At 40.4% G+C, this 18,560-nt stretch carries 17 protein-coding genes and 1 tRNA gene; 5 read left to right on the top strand and 13 right to left on the bottom strand.

The genetic code is table 11. The features are described from left to right. Positions 1 to 79: 79 nt before the first annotated feature. The 5 genes from MMU05_RS20475 to MMU05_RS20455 all read left to right on the top strand — a co-directional run bounded on the left by MMU05_RS20475 (position 80) and on the right by MMU05_RS20455 (position 4,484). Positions 80 to 161: transfer RNA gene (locus MMU05_RS20475), tRNA-Leu, on the top strand. A gap of 109 nt (positions 162 to 270) precedes the next feature. Beyond that, positions 271 to 1,596 carry a trigger factor gene (gene tig, locus MMU05_RS20470; RefSeq protein WP_241143523.1) on the top strand — a complete coding sequence of 442 codons (1,326 nt, stop codon included), beginning with the start codon at positions 271 to 273 and terminating at the stop codon, positions 1,594 to 1,596. Positions 1,597 to 1,673: 77 nt separating this feature from the next. Next, a complete protein-coding gene (locus MMU05_RS20465; protein WP_262917715.1) occupies positions 1,674 to 2,348 on the top strand; it encodes a ClpP family protease in 675 nt (224 codons plus the stop codon). Then, entirely contained in the window at positions 2,348 to 3,574 is a 1,227-nt protein-coding gene (gene clpX / locus MMU05_RS20460; RefSeq protein ID WP_241143522.1) for an ATP-dependent Clp protease ATP-binding subunit ClpX, read from the top strand. The genes MMU05_RS20465 and clpX overlap by 1 nt, the downstream gene beginning before the upstream one ends. A 142-nt stretch (positions 3,575 to 3,716) precedes the next feature. Further along, positions 3,717 to 4,484 (top strand): hypothetical protein, encoded by a 768-nt coding sequence (locus MMU05_RS20455; protein WP_241143521.1) that lies wholly within the window; start codon positions 3,717 to 3,719, stop codon positions 4,482 to 4,484. A gap of 25 nt (positions 4,485 to 4,509) precedes the next feature. Here the strand turns inward: MMU05_RS20455 and MMU05_RS20450 are convergent, their stop codons facing one another. The 13 genes from MMU05_RS20450 to MMU05_RS20390 all read right to left on the bottom strand — a co-directional run bounded on the left by MMU05_RS20450 (position 4,510) and on the right by MMU05_RS20390 (position 18,548). Then, the gene (locus MMU05_RS20450; RefSeq protein ID WP_241143520.1) at positions 4,510 to 4,923 is read right to left on the bottom strand and encodes a GxxExxY protein; all 414 of its coding nucleotides are present in this window, start codon (positions 4,921 to 4,923) and stop codon (positions 4,510 to 4,512) included. 708 nt (positions 4,924 to 5,631) lie between these two features. Continuing rightward, positions 5,632 to 6,744, bottom strand: coding sequence for a lipid-A-disaccharide synthase (gene lpxB, locus MMU05_RS20445; protein ID WP_241143519.1), 1,113 nt, complete (start codon positions 6,742 to 6,744; stop codon positions 5,632 to 5,634). A gap of 76 nt (positions 6,745 to 6,820) precedes the next feature. Continuing rightward, positions 6,821 to 7,195: a four helix bundle protein gene (locus MMU05_RS20440; protein ID WP_262917714.1), complete on the bottom strand. Its 375-nt coding sequence runs from the start codon at positions 7,193 to 7,195 to the stop codon at positions 6,821 to 6,823. Between the two features lie 146 nt (positions 7,196 to 7,341). Continuing rightward, positions 7,342 to 7,761: a 6-pyruvoyl trahydropterin synthase family protein gene (locus MMU05_RS20435; RefSeq protein WP_241143517.1), complete on the bottom strand. Its 420-nt coding sequence runs from the start codon at positions 7,759 to 7,761 to the stop codon at positions 7,342 to 7,344. Positions 7,762 to 7,869: 108 nt separating this feature from the next. Beyond that, complete coding sequence (locus MMU05_RS20430; protein WP_241143516.1) at positions 7,870 to 8,538, bottom strand: hypothetical protein; 669 nt, start codon at positions 8,536 to 8,538, stop codon at positions 7,870 to 7,872. 69 nt (positions 8,539 to 8,607) lie between these two features. Further along, positions 8,608 to 9,081 carry a DUF4843 domain-containing protein gene (locus tag MMU05_RS20425; RefSeq protein ID WP_241143515.1) on the bottom strand — a complete coding sequence of 158 codons (474 nt, stop codon included), beginning with the start codon at positions 9,079 to 9,081 and terminating at the stop codon, positions 8,608 to 8,610. 12 nt (positions 9,082 to 9,093) lie between these two features. Continuing rightward, positions 9,094 to 10,605 (bottom strand): RagB/SusD family nutrient uptake outer membrane protein, encoded by a 1,512-nt coding sequence (locus MMU05_RS20420; RefSeq protein ID WP_241143514.1) that lies wholly within the window; start codon positions 10,603 to 10,605, stop codon positions 9,094 to 9,096. Between the two features lie 22 nt (positions 10,606 to 10,627). Continuing rightward, positions 10,628 to 13,705, bottom strand: coding sequence for a SusC/RagA family TonB-linked outer membrane protein (locus tag MMU05_RS20415; protein WP_241143513.1), 3,078 nt, complete (start codon positions 13,703 to 13,705; stop codon positions 10,628 to 10,630). A gap of 548 nt (positions 13,706 to 14,253) precedes the next feature. Further along, complete coding sequence (locus MMU05_RS20410; protein ID WP_241143512.1) at positions 14,254 to 16,173, bottom strand: OmpA family protein; 1,920 nt, start codon at positions 16,171 to 16,173, stop codon at positions 14,254 to 14,256. 3 nt (positions 16,174 to 16,176) lie between these two features. Next, positions 16,177 to 16,806 (bottom strand): 7-carboxy-7-deazaguanine synthase QueE, encoded by a 630-nt coding sequence (locus MMU05_RS20405; RefSeq protein ID WP_241143511.1) that lies wholly within the window; start codon positions 16,804 to 16,806, stop codon positions 16,177 to 16,179. Between the two features lie 224 nt (positions 16,807 to 17,030). Beyond that, complete coding sequence (locus MMU05_RS20400) at positions 17,031 to 17,468, bottom strand: GNAT family N-acetyltransferase (protein ID WP_241143510.1); 438 nt, start codon at positions 17,466 to 17,468, stop codon at positions 17,031 to 17,033. Further along, on the bottom strand, positions 17,468 to 17,923 hold the full coding sequence (locus MMU05_RS20395) for a GNAT family N-acetyltransferase (protein WP_241143509.1): 456 nt from the start codon (positions 17,921 to 17,923) through the stop codon (positions 17,468 to 17,470). The genes MMU05_RS20400 and MMU05_RS20395 overlap by 1 nt, the downstream gene beginning before the upstream one ends. A 139-nt stretch (positions 17,924 to 18,062) precedes the next feature. Further along, positions 18,063 to 18,548, bottom strand: a complete 486-nt coding sequence (locus MMU05_RS20390; RefSeq protein ID WP_241143508.1) for a methylated-DNA--[protein]-cysteine S-methyltransferase — start codon at positions 18,546 to 18,548, stop codon at positions 18,063 to 18,065. Positions 18,549 to 18,560: the final 12 nt, after the last annotated feature.

Genomic DNA, 18,560 nt, shown 5'->3' with positions numbered 1-18,560 from the left:
TATTTAACAAATTTTGGGATGAATTTTATTCCAATTTTTGCAAGTTTAATTTTACTTATTACCTTTGCAACCACAAATCGCGGATGTGGCGAAATTGGTAGACGCACTAGACTTAGGATCTAGCGCCGCGAGGCATGGGGGTTCGAGTCCCTCTATCCGCACGCTTCTTAACCCTCAATCAACTTTCCGGCTTCGAGCCTAATACAGGCAATCGAAATAAGAAATGGGATTGGGGGTTTTTAAATTCAAATCACACCAAAATACAGCAAATTGGAAATCTCATTAGACAAGCACGCAGCAAATCAGGCTTCAGTTAAAATTAAACTAAATGAAGCAGATTATCAACCAAAGGTGGATGCGAAAATTAAGGACTATGCCAAAAAAGCCACAATAAGAGGTTTTAGACCTGGCAAAGCTCCCATCACCATGGTAAAAAAGATGTATGGAACCTCGGTACTCGTGGATGAAATCAATTCGATCCTTACTTCTTCCCTGAATGATTATCTGAAAGCCCAGACTTTTAAAATATTGGGAGATCCCCTTCCAATGGTTGAAGATGCCGCAAATATCAATTGGGATAGCCAAAAAGAATTTGAGTTCAAATACAAAATAGGTTTTGTAGAAGATATCTCTGTCAATATCGATGGCATTGATGCTGTCAACTATAAGATGGAAATGGAAGAAAAGGAAGTAGATGACGCCATCCAAAACCTTCGAAGCCAATACGGAAAAATGACCAATCCTGAGGTCAGCCAAGAAAATGATTTTCTATATGGCGACCTGAAATCTGAGGATAGTTCATTTGAAAAAACCTTCTCCATGCCACTTTCTGCCATAGAAGCAGGTTCTTTAAAGCAATTCATCGGATTGAAAAAAGGAGATGTAGTGACCTTTGATCCTTCCAAAGCCATCAAGGAAAACCTTGCTGCCACCGCAGGTGTCACTGAGGAAGAAGCTGCTGACCTTAAAGGTAATTTTACATTTACTGTTCAAAACATCAACAGGACTGAATTGGCAGACTTGAATCAGGAGTTTTTTGACAAACTGTTTGGCGAAGGTCAGGTAGACTCAGAGGAAGCGATGAGAACCAAAGTGAAAGAAATTCTTTCAGAAAATTACAACAAAGAGCTGAGGGTTTTTGGTGAAGAAAAAATCAAAGAAAAACTCGTTGCCAAAGCCAATATCGATTTGCCGGAAGATTTCCTGAAAGAATGGTTGCTAAGGGCCAACGAAGGAAAAGTGACGACAGAACAAGTAGAGCAGGAATATCCAATCTACGCCAAGCAACTGACATGGACATTGATTTCCAACAAAATTGCGAAGGACAATGATATTCAGGCAGAACATGCAGATGTCATTGAAAAAACCAAAGAAATGATCCGCGAGCAATTCGCTTCTTCAGGACTTGGTTCACAGATGGAAGCAAGCATGGATATGTTTGTGGATAATTATCTCAAGGGCAACGAAGGCCAAAATTATATGCAGATGCTGACTTCTGTACAGAATGAAAAAGTCCTTGATTTTGTAAGAGAAAAAGGAAATCTGAAAGAAGAAGTCATCAAAATCGACAAATTCAAAGAACTGTTAGAAAACTAATTTTTGGATAAAATCGTTATCAAAAAGTCCTTCTTTAAGGGCTTTTTTTATTTTTGTACAAGACTAAAACAGAAATTATGATAAACAGAGACGAATTCAGAAAATACGCTGTCCACAGCAGGGGCATCAGCGGTAACGCTTTTGACCAATACAACACATTTGTGGAAAACATGACCAGGTCAGTAATCGAGGAAAGACCTACCAATTTCCGCGAAATTGATGTATTTTCAAGGTTGATCATGGACAGAATCATCTTTTTGGGAACTCAGGTAGATGATTTCATTGCCAATATAATCACTGCACAGTTGTTGTTTTTGGAATCTACGGATCCAAAAAAAGATGTGCTGCTATATGTCAACAGCCCCGGAGGCTCTGTGACTGCAGGACTCGGCATCTATGATACTATGCAGTATATCAATCCTGACGTGGCCACTATCTGTACCGGTATTGCAGCTTCAATGGGAGCGGTATTGCTAGCCGGTGGTGCCAAAGACAAGAGATCGGCTTTGCAACATTCCAGGGTGATGATTCATCAGCCTTCGGGAGGCATGCAGGGACAATCTAAGGACATGGAGATTTCTTTGAAGTTGATCCTTTCCATGAAGCAAGAATTGTATCAGATCCTTGCTGACCATTCAGGAAAATCTTTTGAAGAAATTGAAAAGGATTCTGACAGAGATTATTGGATGAAAGCACCGGAAGCCAAGGAATATGGCTTAATTGATGAAGTATTGATTAAAAAAACTAAATAATGGCACAAATTACCTGTTCATTTTGCGGAAGAAACAAGAAAGACGTGGACCTGATGGTCTCCGGGATCTCGGCGCATATCTGCAATTTCTGTATTGACCAGGCCTACCAGATTCTTGGCGAGGAAGATAAAAACAAAAAACCCGGCAAGAATGTCAAGGTCAAGCTCAAAAAACCAAAGGAGCTTACTGAATTTCTAAACCAATATGTGATCGGTCAATATGAAGCCAAAAAAGTACTGACCGTAGCCGTGTACAACCACTTCAAAAGGTTGCTTCAAAAGGGTGAGGAAAATGACGATATCAGGATCGAAAAATCCAACATCATCATGGTCGGTGATACAGGAACAGGTAAAACCTATCTAGCCAAAACATTGGCCAAGGTGTTGGAAGTGCCATTTTGTATTGCTGATGCCACTGTGCTGACCGAAGCAGGGTATGTGGGTGAGGATGTGGAAAGTATCCTGACAAGGTTACTTCAAGCCGCTGATTACAATGTAGAAGCTGCTGAAAAAGGCATCGTTTACATTGACGAAATCGATAAAATCGCCAGAAAATCAGACAACCCTTCCATTACCCGTGATGTAAGCGGTGAAGGCGTGCAGCAGGCTTTGTTGAAGTTGTTGGAAGGAACAGTGGTAAATGTACCCCCACAAGGTGGCAGAAAGCATCCTGACCAGAAAATGATCGCCGTCAATACAGAGAACATCCTATTTATCTGCGGTGGGGCATTTGACGGGATTGGAAGACACATTGCCAAAAGGCTGAATACCCAACCCATGGGATTCAATAAATATGTGGAAGACAGACAAGTGGACAGGACCAACCTGCTCCAATATGTCACCGCACAGGATTTGAAATCTTTTGGTCTCATCCCTGAGTTGATAGGAAGACTTCCTGTGGTAACCCACTTGGACCCTTTGGATAGAGACACGCTGAAGAGCATCTTGACCGAACCAAAAAACGCCTTGACCAAACAGTACAAAAAGCTGATAGAAATGGAAGGTGTCAAATTGGTTTTTGAAGAAAGCGGTATCGACTATATCGTAGAGAAAGCCGTGGAATACAACCTTGGAGCTAGGGGCTTGCGGTCAATCTGCGAAGCGATCATCACCGATGCGATGTATGAATTGCCTTCGGATGATTCGATCAAAGAATTGGTTATTGATGCCAAATATGCGCAGGAGCAGTTTGACAAGTCTAAGTTTAAGAAACTACAGGTAGCCTAATGGAGTGATCAGTTTTCAGTGATCAGTTTTAAAACCGCAGAAGAAACCAAAAGGACTTCTGCGGTTTTTTTATGTCCAGAAGATAAGCTACTGTTTTTTATTAAAATCTTCTTAGTAGATTAGTACGTTAAATGATGTCATTATGAAAAGGATATATCATATTTTCGTCCCATTGGTTTTTTTGGTGTCAAGCTGTGAATTGGGTCGAACCGAACAAGAACCTATTTTTGATGAGGTGAAGTTGGCATTATCTGAGACACTTTTCACTCCAGAAGGAAAATTGAAAAGCAAATATGACTTTCAGGAATTCCATATTCCCTTGGGAAGGATTGATTATTATTATGATGCTTCAGGAAAGCTTAAACTATCAGTTGGGATTAAACCTAACAATGATTCTTCCTCAGTTTTTCTGTATGATTATGACCAACGTGGAAATCAGGTGGCTGTCAATGTGTATTCAAAAGAAGAAGGAAAACATATTCTATCGTCAAAGACTTTAAAAGAGTATGACGAAATGGGTAGGATTATCACTGAAAAAAATACAGGTAGTATAGCAAAACGTACTTACCTATACGATGAATCAGGGTTTTTGATTACAATAATATTAGCGGGCGATTTGACAGGAGGGGAATGCCATTTGTTTTATGCTGATGATCAAAATCGTACTGCTAGGCTGGTTTGGGGAAATTGCATTGAGGGCGCTACCCCAATAATGGAATATTTTTATAGGTACAATGAAAATGGTTTATTAGAAGCCAAGGAAACGTGGGATGGGCCTTCAGGAAAGAAGGATGCCTTCCAATATTTCTATAATGAATTAGATCAAATGCTTGAAGAAAAAGAATACTATCCTCAATGGGGTTTTGTCCCAAGGAATAGATCAACATATGAATACTATACGACTTCTTGAGTTTCCGGCAAATAAAACTTTTTAATCAATCCATCAGGCTTTCAAAATATTCATTTACAAAAGTCTTTTGACCATGATGGAATATATTGGTCACGTTAAAATTTATGATGATGCCTTTAGGAGCTTTTAGCAGTTTCATATAGGCCAATGTTTGGGCATGAAACAGGGGGATGACTTCTTGAACAGCTTTTATTTCAAGAACCAATGACTCCTCAATGTAGAAATCAAAGGTAAGGTCTAAGTCCACAAACTCTCCTTTGTAGTCAAAAGGCATTTTGACTTGTTCTCTGTATTTAATTCCTCTGAGAGATAACTCTCTAGCCAGACATTTTTGATACACTTTTTCTAGCAAACCGGGGCCCAAAATCCTATGGACCTCAATAGCGGCCCCAATTACATTATAGCTTAACTTATCGAGTTGTTTTTTGGACATTTCCATTTGGACAGAGGTTAAATCAAAGAGTCAATTTTGAATAATTTCTTAATTTCTAAAATTCAAAACAAAAAACATAGTGGGAGAAAAAATAATTACCATATAGGTCATATAGACAACATGGGCACTAATCAAACCATATAATGATTTCATAATTCAATTGACATTTTCAATCCTCATATCAACATTCTTCAGGGAAAAGATTAACCACATAGCTCATATAGAACACAAAGTTCTTAGCCAAACTTTTTTTGATATCAAAAATTAAATTGAAGATATGGATCCTTGATTAATTCCTCTAAAAAACTATGTGGACTATGTGTCTATGTGGTAAATTAACCTCAAATCCTTTTGTCCATTGACCATTCCTAAAGTCCGGAAGAAAAATTACCCACATAGCCCATATAGAACACATAGTTCTTGGCCAAACTTTTTTTGATATCAAAAATTAAATTGAAGATATGGATCCTTGATTAATTCCTCTAAAAAACTATGTGGGCTATGTGTCTATGTGGTAAATTAACCTCAAATCCTTTTGTCCATTGACCATTCCAAAATTCCAAAGAAAAAATTAACCACATAGCTCATATAGAACACATTGTTCTTAGCCAAACATGCCTTGATATCAAAAATTAAATTTGCGCTTAAAATCCTTTATCAATTCCCTCTAAAAATCTATGTGGGCTATGTATCTATCTGGTAAATCAAATAACCTCAATGGCTAATCCATAGGCTGCTACAAATCATCTTAGCAGCAGTTTCTGAAGCTGAACCGGTCCCCAGCTTTTCTTTGATTTCGGTATAGCCATCCAAAATTTCAGCTTTGTGTAAAATATTAGACAGGATCAGATTCAGTTCCTGACTGAGGTTCTCGACGTCATAATCATCTTGGATCAATTCTGCAACGACTTTCCGATCGGCGATCAAGTTGACAAGAGAAATAAACGGTACCCGAATCAATCTTTTGGCGATGGCATAGCTGATACCTGAGGTTTTGTAGACGACTACTTGGGGAACGCGGAAAAGGGCTGTTTCCAAAGTGGCTGTGCCCGAGGTGACAATGGCTGCATTGGCATGGTGCAGCAGGTCATAAGTCTGATTGTAAATGACTTTAATACCGGCTTTGATGGCAGTTTCATATAAGGTTGTGCTAAGATTGTCTACTCCTGCAATGACAAACTGTGCATTCGGAAACTTCTTGACCACCTGCAGCATGACATGCATCATGTTGGTGAGTTCCTGCTTTCGGCTTCCAGGCAGCAAAGCGATGATGGGACTGTAGCTTAAACTGTTCTTTTGATGAAAAAAAGGATGCGGTTCAAATTTGGCGATTTCGTCGAGCAAGGGATTTCCAACATATTCAATATTTACTCCATACCGCTCAAAAAACGCTGGTTCAAAAGGAAGAATCGAATATACCTGATCGGTGAACTCCTTAATTTTAAAAGCTCTTTTTTGGTTCCAAGCCCAAACTTTTGGTGGGATATAATAGTGGACAGGGATGGTATGCTTTTTCCCAAAAGCTGCCATTTTCATATTGAACCCCCCATAATCCACCAAAATGAGGATATCAGGTTTGGCGTCTAGGATATCATTTTTGACTAGAGAGAGGTATTTCAATACTTTTCTGAACCCAAAAAGCACTTCTACAAAACCCATCACTGCCACTTCATCATAATGGGCACAGAGAGAAAGTCCTTCATTTTTGGAATAATCTCCACCCATGCCACGAAAGGTAGCTTTAGGATCCAAGGCTTTGATGGCCCGGATAAGGTTGGAGGCGTGTAAGTCTCCTGATCTTTCACCTGATATGATGTAGTACTTCATTGTTATGGTAAGAGGTGGAGAGGTTAAAGGTGAGAGGTAGAAGGTAAAAGGTGAGAGGTAAGAGGTAAGAGGTAAGTTATTTGCAGAATTGCGATGATTTATTGATCATTGAATTTAGCATTCTATTTATTGAAGCACAATCATTCAATACTTTTGCCAATTCCTCTTCTGATATAAGTTGAAGGTCAAAGGCGATTTCAATCCAATGCTGGGTTTCCAAAATTTCCGCATCAGCATCGGTCAACTTACTGATAAAATGTTTTTCATATCTCCTTTTGGCCCATGATTCGGCTATCTGAGCACCTACAGACCTGGAAGATCTTCGAATTTGATCAGTAAGTGAAAACATTTCCTCCTTCGGGAATTTTTTTGTCAATAAGAAAATATTTGAAGCCAAAGATCTTGACAAAATATAAACCTCCAGATTCTTATAGTTGCTTACAAAGGTCATGAGCAAGTCTGTTAAATTAACTTATTAATTTAACAAAAGATAAAAGGAATCCAAATCAAAAAAAAATCTCAAATTCATGGTTGACCCCACCTCTTACCTTTTACTTCTTACCATAAATAAAACTCAGCTTTTTCCCAACCAAATTACTACTCCCCAAAGTACTCCACAAAATTTCTTGGGGTTTCGTAGAGCGTGAGTTTGTACAATTTACCCTGTGGGACGATTTTGTTGACGGCAGGCTCGAGGATTTTCCAGAATTCCATGACGAGGTTTTCGCAACTTGCCATTTTGCCAAGCATAAAATCCACGTCCACATTGAGGTTTTTGTGGTCGACTTTGTCAATGACCAAGGTTCTGATCAATGTGCTCAATTGCTTTAAATCCACCACAAATCCTGTCTCTGGATCGGGAAGACCTTTTACTGTGACGATCAGCTCAAAATTATGCCCGTGCCAGTTGACATTGGCGCAGGGTCCAAATACTGCAGTGTTTTTCTCCTCTGACCAATTGGGATTCCAAAGCTTATGGGCGGCGTTGAAATGCTCTTTTCTACAAACGTGTACCATCCTCGAATTCTAATGAGGTGCAAAAATAAGCAAAAAGAACAAGGATAGACAAATTGGTAAGAGTTTCAAAAAAGAAACCCTTTCGGTTTGAAAGGGTTTTGAGAATTTTCAATTATTAAGAAGATTGATCAACCTGATCACATCCGATTTTTCTTTGAGGTCAAGTGAATAATCCTTGATCAGCTTGTTGACTTTGGCGGTATCTTCCCCAAAAGTTTCCTGGATAGATTTCGGTTTGGTTTTCATCAATTTGGCATCGCCATCATTCACTACATACAATTCTTCCACACTCTGGAAAATTTTGGACTTTTGAGAACCATAGGCAGCAGTCAGGTCATCCCCCAAAGTCTTATAGTGATGGCTAATCAACGAATACTCCCCGTCAACCAGGATTTCAACAAAGACATTTGCCCCTACCTTGGGGATAGCATAGCCTGATCTAAAAACTCTCGGATTAAAATCAGGATTAAGGATAAATCCTGAAATCTTTGAGGGAATGTAAGCCACTAACTGTCCATCTGATCTGTGTTCCAAGGTATTGTCATAAGTGTTGAAAGCTATGATCATGTTTCTTGCCGTATCTTTTTCTGAATACAAGATACTCCCTTGTTCAAAATCGAGAAGATAGGCAGACCCTTTGATTTCTGCGTAGGGATTGGCCGTAACCGGTCTTCCACCTGAGACACCGTCTTTTAATAACTTCAACTGTGCCATGGCAGGATGAATCAATCCTGTCAAAAGCAATACTGTAACAATCTTTAAACTAATTTTATTCATATTCAAAAATAAAAAAAAGGCCGGAAATCCGGCCTTTTTTTTAATTATTTATTTTTAATTTTTTAATACTTAAGGAGCAGGATTAGGTCTTGTAATCCTGATCTGTACTCGTTTGTGATTCTCACTAGCAGGAATCTGAGCATTGCCTTCCAATTCAAGTAAAACATCCACAGAACCTCCCAATGCACCTGTGTTAGGAATGGTTACCACGGCATTTGCAGTACTTGAATTAGCCGGAATTACCAAAGATCCTGTTACAGTGAAATCAGTTCCAGCTACACCTGTAGTTCCTTCAGGAACAACTTTGAAGGTAATTGTTTCGTCGGAAGTCCTCTGAGCAGCTACAAGATTGACCTGGAGATTTACCGTGCCTACAGTATTTGCAACTGTAATCCTTGGATAAGTCACCCCGGGTGCAGGAGCTCTAACAACGGCATCCTGGAATTCGACGACAGCGCCTGACCAAGTTGGATAGTTTTGCTCAATACAAGAAGAGAAAGCCAAAACCAAGACCAATGATAATAATGATAGTATCTTTTTCATATTCAATTCTTTTTAGTAGCCTCTATTTTGGTTCAAGTTAGGGTTACCATCAACCTCTCTTTGAGGGATTGGAGGAAGGATTTTGAAATCATCAAAAGTCAAAATAACAGACGGTACAATCTTCACAACGTTCCTACCATATCTTTTTAGATCAAACCACCTGTGACCTTCAAAGGCAAATTCCTTGAAACGCTCCAAAAGGATCTCATCCAAAAGGGCTTGACCTGTAAGTGAAACAGCAGGCAAACCTCTCAAACCTTTGAACGCATTCAGTTCAGCCAATGCAGCAGCTTCATTACCTGGAATATGATAATTGGCTTCAGCCCTGTTAAGATGCATTTCGGATTTTCTGATCACAGGTACATTGTCTAAGTAAGCAGCTCCACTTTTGGAAGCAAATTTGATACACTCGATCTGACGACCCGCACCTCTTACAGTATTACCTGTGGTAAACAAAAATCCTCTGATGTCGCTGTTTCTAGTCACATCCCAATTGTTGTTATCCGATGCAGGGTTACCAAGTTGTAATTGAGTCAGACCAAAGAAACCTCTTACAGTAGGATTAGGGATAAAGTCACCCCAACCACCTTGAGAATTTTTATTGGCAGTCAAGTTAAGAAGCGTGGTATAAGAAGTCTGAAGGGACTCATTCACACCAATAGACTCAGCCGCGATGGCGAACCTCACTTCAAACATAGACTCAGGATTTATATCCGCTCTCCAACCATTCACATAAGAAGAACCGGATAATACAGTACCCACATTGCTTGCTAGTGCAGTGGTAGCTTCCGCTGCTGCCTTAGGCCAATCACCTCTATACAAAGCGACCCTTGAAAGCAAAGCTGATGCTGCTGCAGAAGAAGCAAATTGAGTTCCTCTAGAAGTCAATAAGGTTTTTGCTGCCTCCAAATCTGTGTAGATCTGTGCATAAACCTGGTCAACGGTAGACCTTGGAGATTGACGGGACAAAGCCGCATCCGAAGTTATAACTCCTTCCAAAACCAATGGAATACCTCCTTCATCTATCACACCAGGAGCGTAAACAGCAGTAGGGATGTAGGAGTAAACTTTAACCAAATCAAAGTAATACAAAGCCCTTAAGAACTTGGCTTCGCCTTCCCATCTTGCCAATTGAGCAGCAGAAGCTCCTTCAACCGTAGACAACGCAGCGATAATCAGGTTAGCTTCGTTGATTGCAAAATAGCTGTTTGCCCAAAGGTCTGCAGTAAAATGCGCATTGGGCTGGTTGTTATTTTCACCAATCAAACGGCCGGAGTTAGAGGTTGTAACACCTACATCAGCCAAGGCATCTGACAACGCCAATAAATTCCTACCGTAATTTGAAACCGGTCTCAATCTCGCATACACAGAGTTGAGGGCAGCCGATACCGCGTCAGGAGTATTCAATGCTCCGTTAGCATCAATTGATTGTCTTGGATCAACTTGTAGCAGGTCATCGCAGGAAGTAATCAAAAACGAACCTGCAAAGACAAAGGATAAGACAATTTTATTTATAAATTTCATATTTTTCATTTCCTTAAGATGTTTAGAATCCGATTTGAACACCTATGGTATAGTTCTTAGTCAAAGGTATCTGACCTGTACCTGCACCGACGAACTCTGGGTCATATCCCGGATAGTCTGCGAAAGTCAAAAGGTTCAATCCCTGTGCATATATTCTTGCTCTTGACAATCCGAGGCTTCTTGCCAAAGTTGGGCTTAAGTTGTAGGCAAATGTCAACTGTGCCAATCTGATAAAATCTGCTTTCAACAGAGCAGCTGAGCCCGAATTTCTTCCAACACCTCTTGCTTCATTACCGCCATTGGTAGTAACGTCACGGGGTATATCAGTAATATCCCCTGGTGCCAACCATTTTCTATCATTTACTACAGATAGTCCATTCAAGGACAACCTTGTGCCATTTTCTCTCAAGAAGTTATACTGACCATCCGATACGATAGCACCGAATTCGTAAGTAAAGAAGGCAGTCAATTCAAATCCTTTGAATCTAAATTCATTATTAAAACCACCAAAGGTAGTAGCCAAGTTAGATCCATTGTATTGTCTGTCTGCTGCGAGAGGCTGGTAGGTAATGTTTCCATTGATATCGTACCACATAGGACGGCCTGTCGCTGGATTGACACCGGCATATTCCGCAACGAACCAAGAACCAGGAGCGGCCTGCCCATCATTAGCAGGGTTACCCACAGGTTGACCAACTGCCAATCCTGGGTTAGCAGGTAGGAATTGAAGGTCGTCATAAAGACTTATGATCTGGTTTTTGATATGGGTGAAGTTGAAGGAAGTATTCCATCTGAAACCACCTTTATCGATGTTGATGGTAGTAACTTCGAATTCAATCCCTTTATTCTGCAATTCACCTACGTTATTTGCGATTGTTCCAAAACCGTTTGTCCAAAGGATTGGCTGGTCCAAAAGCAAATCTCTGGTTCTTCTGTCAAACACATCCAATGAACCTGTAATCCTGTTGCTCAAGAAACCATAATCAAGACCAAGGTTGAAAGTTACGTTTGATTCCCAACCCAAGTTGAGGTTAGCGAGTGAAGTAGGTCTGATACCTGCCTGACCTGCGTAGTTACCTCCACCACCGTAAAGACCTCTGGCAGCAAAGTTACCAATCTGGTCATTACCGGTCTTACCGTAAGATGCTCTCAATTTCAAATCAGAAACAGCCTCACTGTTTTGCAAGAAACTTTCTTCTACGATATTCCAGCCAAGTCTGATGGAAGGGAACAAACCGTATCTGTTGTTTTCACCGAATCTCGAGGATCCATCATAACGTGCAGTAACAGTTGCCAAATATTTTTTCTTGTAATCATAACTACCTGAAATGAATGCACCTGCCCTTTTGTAACCTGTCCAGAATCCTGTAATGGATTCAGGAGTTGCAGCAGACTGGATAGTTCTGAACTGGAAGGTTGGGAAACCGATACCTGCACCTGAAAGGCCTTCTCTTGTCTCAGAAACATATTCCAAACCGAAGATTCCTGACACGTTGTGCACTGAATTGAAGGTTTTGTTCCAGTTCAAGGTCTGGGTTGTAATAAATCTTGTTCTCCAGTCAGACTGGTTAGAGCTTCTACCTACCACACCGGCGCCATCAGGAGTCCTTGGATCTCTGTATGATTCACCTTGAAGCAACCTGTAATCCAAACCAAATAGGGATCTGAAAACTAGGTTATCTAGAATTTTGTAGTTAGCTACCATGTTACCTACCACAGTATTGGTCCTTTGAAGACCTGAATTATAAGCATTTACCAAGACAACGTTTTGCCCCAATACACCACCTATAGAAGTGTTGAAAGATCCGTCTTCATTGTAGATTGCGTTGTGAGGAAGCACTGCAGAAGAAGAGAATGCAGGGTTACCCAAGAATGCACCGTCTACAGCGAATGGGACATTCTGCTGGAATGTAGAAAGGTTGATGCTTGTTTCAAGATTTAACCTTGCATTGGCCTGATGTGTCAAAGCCACTCTTACTGTTCCCCTTTCAAAGTCAACAGGCTTGAAAGATGATTCTTGATAATTGTATGATCCTGAGAGGAAGAAGGTGGTTTTGTCATCACCGCCGGAAACTGATAGCTCGTAGTTTTGAATTCTACCTGTTCCCATAACCTCATCTTGCCAATCATATGTTGGAAGACCATTTCCAAAGGCATCTAATTGCTCCAAAGTCAAATTTCCAAAATCTGCCGGTCTTTGATTTGGGTGAAGCATGCTGTTCAATGCGTTGAATGAGGCAGTTCTTTCAGGAAACCCACTGTTTAGGTTGCCAAGTTTTCTTGATTGAAACCACTCAGGACCACTTAATACATCCAAGTATTTCATTGGTTCAGTGGATCCACCAAATGCGTTGAATTCAAATCTTGCTTTTCCTTGCTTACCTCTCTTGGTGGTGATGATTACCACACCGTTTGCAGCTTGAGAACCGTAGATGGCTGCAGATGCAGCATCTTTCAAGATTTCCATCGACTCAATGTCATTTGGGTTCAAGAATGCAAGCGGATTAGATTGTGTAAAATTAGCATTTGATTGGTTGTTCAACTGAACACCGTCGATAATGAACAAAGGCTCATTACCTGCGTTGATCGAACCTACACCTCTGATACGAATATTGACCGCACCACCTGGAAGACCGTTTGCAGATCTTACCTGTACACCGGCAGCCCTACCTTGCAAAGCCCTGTCAAAAGACTGCATAGGCAAGTTTTGGATCAATTCACCTTTAACCGAGGAAATAGCACCTGTGACTTCCCTTTTTTGCTGAGTTCCATAACCTGTTACGATTACTTCGCCCAAACTTTCGGTGTCCGGTTGCAATTCAACAACGATTTGGGATCTGTTACCAAGAGAGACCTCTTGATCAACAAAACCTGTGAAACTGATAACCAGGACATTCCTGCCATCTGGTATATTGAGTGAAAACTTACCATCCAAATCGGTAGCTGCACCGATTGTAGTACCTTTCACCACGACTGACGCACCTGGTAACGGAAGACGGTCCTCGCCGGATGTCACCGTTCCAGTCACTACACGACCTTGCGCAAATGCAGCTGCACCCACGAAAAGAAGCATAAGTCCTAGAAGTAAAACTTTCTTCATAATTAATTTTTTTGGTTTAACGATTAGCCAATTTTATCCAATAACCTCTTATAATCCAAAATCGTTTGAAAAAATTACATACGTGGAAGACCAACAACGATTAAAGAATATTTGGTCTGTGACAAAATATTAACATTTTAAACCACCAAAATGGGATTTTACCTACATTAAAGAGAGTTAATGGTTTGTTATCGCAAGGTTAACGGAATAAAATATTTTTTAACTTTTGTTAACATTATTTTCAGAATGAAAAATAAGTTGCCATTTAATTTCTGAAAACATAAAATTGATTGAATCTTATATTTTTATAACACTTATATATTCTATTTATAAATTAATAGTCTTATTTTAATAATAAATAAATTTTTTTTAATAAATAAGACATTACTAAAAAATGGAATTTTTCCAATATAATATACCGAATAAATGCCCATTTCAGGCATTTATAGCAGGTTTAGTTCCAATATCAAAATTTTTATGGTGAATTGAACGTTTTTAAAAAATAATGTATAGACATCAATTGCTGCTGTAAGCGAGGGATTATACCATTATTTAATTGAGATGGTCACCCGCCTGTTGAGTGCTTTGTTTTCAGCTGTATCATTGGGGCGGATAGGCACTCTGTCGCCTTTGCCTTCTGTAGATACACGGTCCACAGGGATACCCTTATCTATCAAGAACCGCTTTACACTCTCTGCCCTTCTTAGGCTCAAGTTTTCATTGTACCCCGGACTACCCTGATTATCGGTATGGCCAATGATCGTGATGGACACCTTGCTGTTTTCTATCAAGAAATTATAAAGACGTTTGAGCGAACTTGAGGATTCGGGTTTTAATTCGTCCTTGTCCAAGTCAAAAAATATATTTTCAAAAACAAACTCTTCTCCCGGACCAATGGGCACCAAGGAAACCATCAAATCCTTTTGATTTTTGAGGTTGTCGCGATCCACATTGTATATTTTTGGCAAATAACCTTCTTTTTCCACATAGAGACCGGAAAAAGATTTGTCAGGATAAAGCATCATGAATTCTCCTGTTTTTCCGTCAGATCGGAATTCATAAAGGGTACTGTCATTGCTGAGACTGACGAGCGAAAGCCTCGCGTCTATAGGATCGCCTGTTTTGCTGTTAAAGACTTTGCCTTGGGTGACAATCAGGTTTTCGCCCAAAGAGATTTCTTCTGGAAATTTAAATTTATACAGGTAGGACCTCTCCTCCATACTTTCATTGAAAGTGTTCTCTGTATAATAGGCATAGTCCCTTTGGGCAGTAATAAATAGTGAAAACTGATCCAAATGGTCATTGATAGGATATCCAAGATTTTCAGGGTTGGTAAAAAGCCCTTTTTCAACCCTAGAAACAAATATATCCTGACCTCCAAAACCCCTGTGCCCATCCGAGGCAAAAAACAATATCTCATTGTTGAAATAAATGAAAGGAGAAACCTCATCTTTTGACGTATTGACCAAGGACCCTAGGTTTTTTGCTTCTGACCAACTACCGTTTGACATCCTGAGGGCGTACCAAAGGTCTCTTCCCCCAAACCCACCTTTTCTGTTGGAGGAGAAAAACAAAATCCGACCGTCTGCAGAGAGGGACGGTTGAGAATCCCAAGACCGGGAATTCACGTTTTTGCCCATATTGGAGGGCCTTTGCCAGGCATCATTGATTTTGTAGGCGATGTAGAGATCACAGTCTCCAAACGAATCAGGGGTCTCGCAAGAGGAAAAAATCAGAATCTTACCATCTGCTGAGATGGTGCATGTTCCCTCATTATAATTGGTATTGATGACATTGGAAATACTCTCCGGTTCGGACCACAGACTGTCTTTTTCTGAAAAATTGCTGATAAATAAATCCTCATGTTCAAAGTTTTTGAGGCCATCTCTTTTTACAAAAATGATCTTTTTGCTGTCGGCAGTCAGGACAGGGAAATACTGCAGGGAAAACTTGTTTAACGGTTCAGGTAATTTTTGCTTGTCTATTGAAAGGGTTTTTTCAAGCTGCTGACGGATAAACCTCATCTGACTTTCCGTCTCCCGGTAATCGAGACGTTGCTTGAAGCTTGGTTCTAGCAAGGCACTTGCTTTTTCATATTCTTCCAAGGCTTCCTGAAAATTGCCCATGGACAGATAGCAATGGAGTTTGAGCCATTTGAATTCACCTTTGATCTGGTTTTTTGCCTGCTTAGCTCTTGCCTCGCCCCTTTCAGCCACTTCAATTGCTTCCTGAGGTTTTCCTTTGGTCAAAAGAATCCTTCCCCACTTGATATAAGATTCCAAAAAGCCCGCTTCCCTTTGGATGGAAGCCTTGTATTTTTCAATGGCCTCATCGTACATCCTTTTCTGCACCAATTCATCACCTTCCTGGTGCATTTTGATCGCCTTGCTGTCAATGATAGAATAGCCCTGCCCGAATGAGAAAGAGATGAAAAAAAACAGGGCTAAACTAAGAAGGCTTATTTTCATGGGCTAAGGGATGTCCATAAATTTATGTGTTTGTAGCGATATTTTCCAATTTGGATTTGATTTTACGTAATCTATCACCTTTTTGGTCATAGTCTCTTTTTTGCTCCACTCAGGTTGGAGCAGTTTTTGACAGGTGGGTTTTACCTTGGAAGCGTGTTCTTCCGCAAATGCAAAATCCGAATTATGGTATGCGATGACTTTCAATTCATCTGCTTTTTCGTAAATGCTGGGATGAGGTTTTTTAAATTTTTTGGGTGAAAAGCAGACCCAATCAAAGGTACCCGAAAAAGGATGGGCCCCGGAAGTCTCTATGTGGATCCTAAAACCATTTTCCTTCAAGGCCGCTGTCAATGGGCCGAGATTGTACATCAGAGGTTCTCCCCCTGTGATGACCACCGTCCTGCTTGGAAAGTTCTTTGCCTCCTTCACTATCGAGTCAATGGACAAGATCGGCCACTTCTCAGCTTCCCAGGATTCTTTGACATCACACCACACACAGCCCACGTCACAGCCTCCAAGTCTGATAAAATAGGTAGGGCTACCGGAGAAGGCTCCTTCTCCCTGAATCGTGTAAAAGGCTTCCATCACAGGAAGCATCGTTCCTTCCGAAACTTGTATTTTGATATTTTCCATAATTTTTGATGAAGCGGGTAATTGAACCGCTGGGTAAATCTTTGATTTTTGGTCTGCAAAGGTAGGCAAAAAAAGGTAGAATGCTAAAAATTGAGAGAGTGGGGGATTGGAAAATTGAAAGGTTGGAAGGTGAGAACGTTGAAAGGTTGGGAGGTTGGAAGATTATAAAATTGGATTGGAAGGTTCGAAGTTTGGAAGGCTGGAATCGGCTAAAGTCTATTCACTCAAAGAACTTTTTCCATTACAATCCTGTATTCTTTGACTTCTCCTTTTTTGATCAAATCTATAATCATAAAACCTCTATTGAGTCCGAAATGAATCATTTTGGAAAGCCTGTTTCTGGTTTTGAAAGTCACTTTGACAAATCCATGGGTTTTTGCCCAAGTCTCCTGACTGTCCGCTAATCTGGTGGCAATTCCTTTTCTCCTGTATTGGTCCAACACCCCACCCATCCATGAGTAAAATACATCATGCCCGTACCGACGGTATCCGACTTTAAATCCAACAGGTTTGCCATATACAGTTGCAATCAAAATTAAATGAGGTACGTCCGAAAGCCTTTCCTCATAGGTTTTTTGGGAGTATGGCTGAAAAAATTCAGTTACTTCCCTGCTTAGAGCCACCACTTCGGCAATCGTTCCTTTCCTGATTTGGATTTCCATTACAATTCAATTTCCATTTTGGTATCACATCTTCCATATTTTCCGCATTCGGGCGGTGTTTCCTTGAATCCAAACTTGCGGTATAGGTTCAAGGCAGCCTCTAATTTGGTGTTAGAATAAAGGACAACTTTTTTGGCACCCAAGGATTTTGCCTTTTCCAAAATCGAAGTTGCAAGTAACTGACCCACTTTTTTGCCTTGAGCTTTGGGGATGACTGCCATCTTTATCATTTCATAGGTGTCGTCAGTAGATTTTGCCAAGCCCACAGTCCCAATGATCTCCTCCCCATCTTTTGCAAAAAGAATCGCTCCTCCCTTGTTAAGGATTACTTCTTGGGGATTACCCAACTGCTCTAAATCAAAGGGTTCCAAGGTGAAATATTTTTCCACCCATTCTCTGTTGATCTTTTCGAAGTGAGGCTTAAGGTCAGGAGTGTAATCTATAATCTGAACCATATTGGGCTAGGTAGGTTTGAAAAACGCAATCAAATATAACAGGCATAAAAATAAGAAAAGCCTGAGAGGTTTCCCAATCAGGCTTTTGTCTTTGATAAAATATTTCAATTATTTAAAAGACGGAAGCTTAGACTCCATTTTAGAAATTAAGCTGCACCTGTTTTCCGATCTTATCTTTTTGCTCCAATTCAAGTAATTTGGATTTCCTCCACAAGCCCCCGGCATATCCGGTAAGTTGTCCAAATTGTCCAACAATTCTGTGGCAGGGTAGCATAATCAATATGGGATTTGCTCCTATAGCCGTTCCGACAGCCCTTACTGCTTGGGGATTGCCTAGACTGTTGGCGATTTTTTGGTAAGAAACAGTCTGACCAAAAGGTATTTTGTTGACCTCCATCCATACTTTATGTTGGAAGTCAGTCCCTCCGAGTGCGACCGGAACGTCAAACGTTTTGAGTTTGCCCTGAAAGTAAAGCCCCAATTGGATCCAAACATCCATCAAGATCCCATCAAAAGAATCCTCAGTGGGATCTTGCTCAGTAAATTTCAAACTAACCAGGTATCCGTCCCAGACTTCAGCCCTGACATTTCCAAGTGGTGTCTCTAATACCGCAAATTCTCTCATATTTACTGATCG

This window comes from Cognataquiflexum rubidum (assembly GCF_022538115.1).
GTDB lineage: Bacteria > Bacteroidota > Bacteroidia > Cytophagales > Cyclobacteriaceae > Cognataquiflexum > Cognataquiflexum rubidum.
This window is presented reverse-complemented; position numbering and strand designations above follow the sequence as displayed.

Coding starts and splice junctions, on each gene's coding strand:
- MMU05_RS20465 (WP_262917715.1), top strand. CDS start 1,674: ATGATAAACAGAGACGAATTCAGAAAATACGCTGTCCACAGCAGGGGC.
- clpX (WP_241143522.1), top strand. CDS start 2,348: ATGGCACAAATTACCTGTTCATTTTGCGGAAGAAACAAGAAAGACGTG.
- MMU05_RS20455 (WP_241143521.1), top strand. CDS start 3,717: ATGAAAAGGATATATCATATTTTCGTCCCATTGGTTTTTTTGGTGTCA.
- MMU05_RS20450 (WP_241143520.1), bottom strand. CDS start 4,923: ATGGAAATGTCCAAAAAACAACTCGATAAGTTAAGCTATAATGTAATT.
- lpxB (WP_241143519.1), bottom strand. CDS start 6,744: ATGAAGTACTACATCATATCAGGTGAAAGATCAGGAGACTTACACGCC.
- MMU05_RS20440 (WP_262917714.1), bottom strand. CDS start 7,195: ATGACCTTTGTAAGCAACTATAAGAATCTGGAGGTTTATATTTTGTCA.
- MMU05_RS20435 (WP_241143517.1), bottom strand. CDS start 7,761: ATGGTACACGTTTGTAGAAAAGAGCATTTCAACGCCGCCCATAAGCTT.
- MMU05_RS20430 (WP_241143516.1), bottom strand. CDS start 8,538: ATGAATAAAATTAGTTTAAAGATTGTTACAGTATTGCTTTTGACAGGA.
- MMU05_RS20425 (WP_241143515.1), bottom strand. CDS start 9,081: ATGAAAAAGATACTATCATTATTATCATTGGTCTTGGTTTTGGCTTTC.
- MMU05_RS20420 (WP_241143514.1), bottom strand. CDS start 10,605: ATGAAATTTATAAATAAAATTGTCTTATCCTTTGTCTTTGCAGGTTCG.
- MMU05_RS20415 (WP_241143513.1), bottom strand. CDS start 13,705: ATGAAGAAAGTTTTACTTCTAGGACTTATGCTTCTTTTCGTGGGTGCA.
- MMU05_RS20410 (WP_241143512.1), bottom strand. CDS start 16,173: ATGAAAATAAGCCTTCTTAGTTTAGCCCTGTTTTTTTTCATCTCTTTC.
- MMU05_RS20405 (WP_241143511.1), bottom strand. CDS start 16,806: ATGGAAAATATCAAAATACAAGTTTCGGAAGGAACGATGCTTCCTGTG.
- MMU05_RS20400 (WP_241143510.1), bottom strand. CDS start 17,468: ATGGAAATCCAAATCAGGAAAGGAACGATTGCCGAAGTGGTGGCTCTA.
- MMU05_RS20395 (WP_241143509.1), bottom strand. CDS start 17,923: ATGGTTCAGATTATAGATTACACTCCTGACCTTAAGCCTCACTTCGAA.
- MMU05_RS20390 (WP_241143508.1), bottom strand. CDS start 18,548: ATGAGAGAATTTGCGGTATTAGAGACACCACTTGGAAATGTCAGGGCT.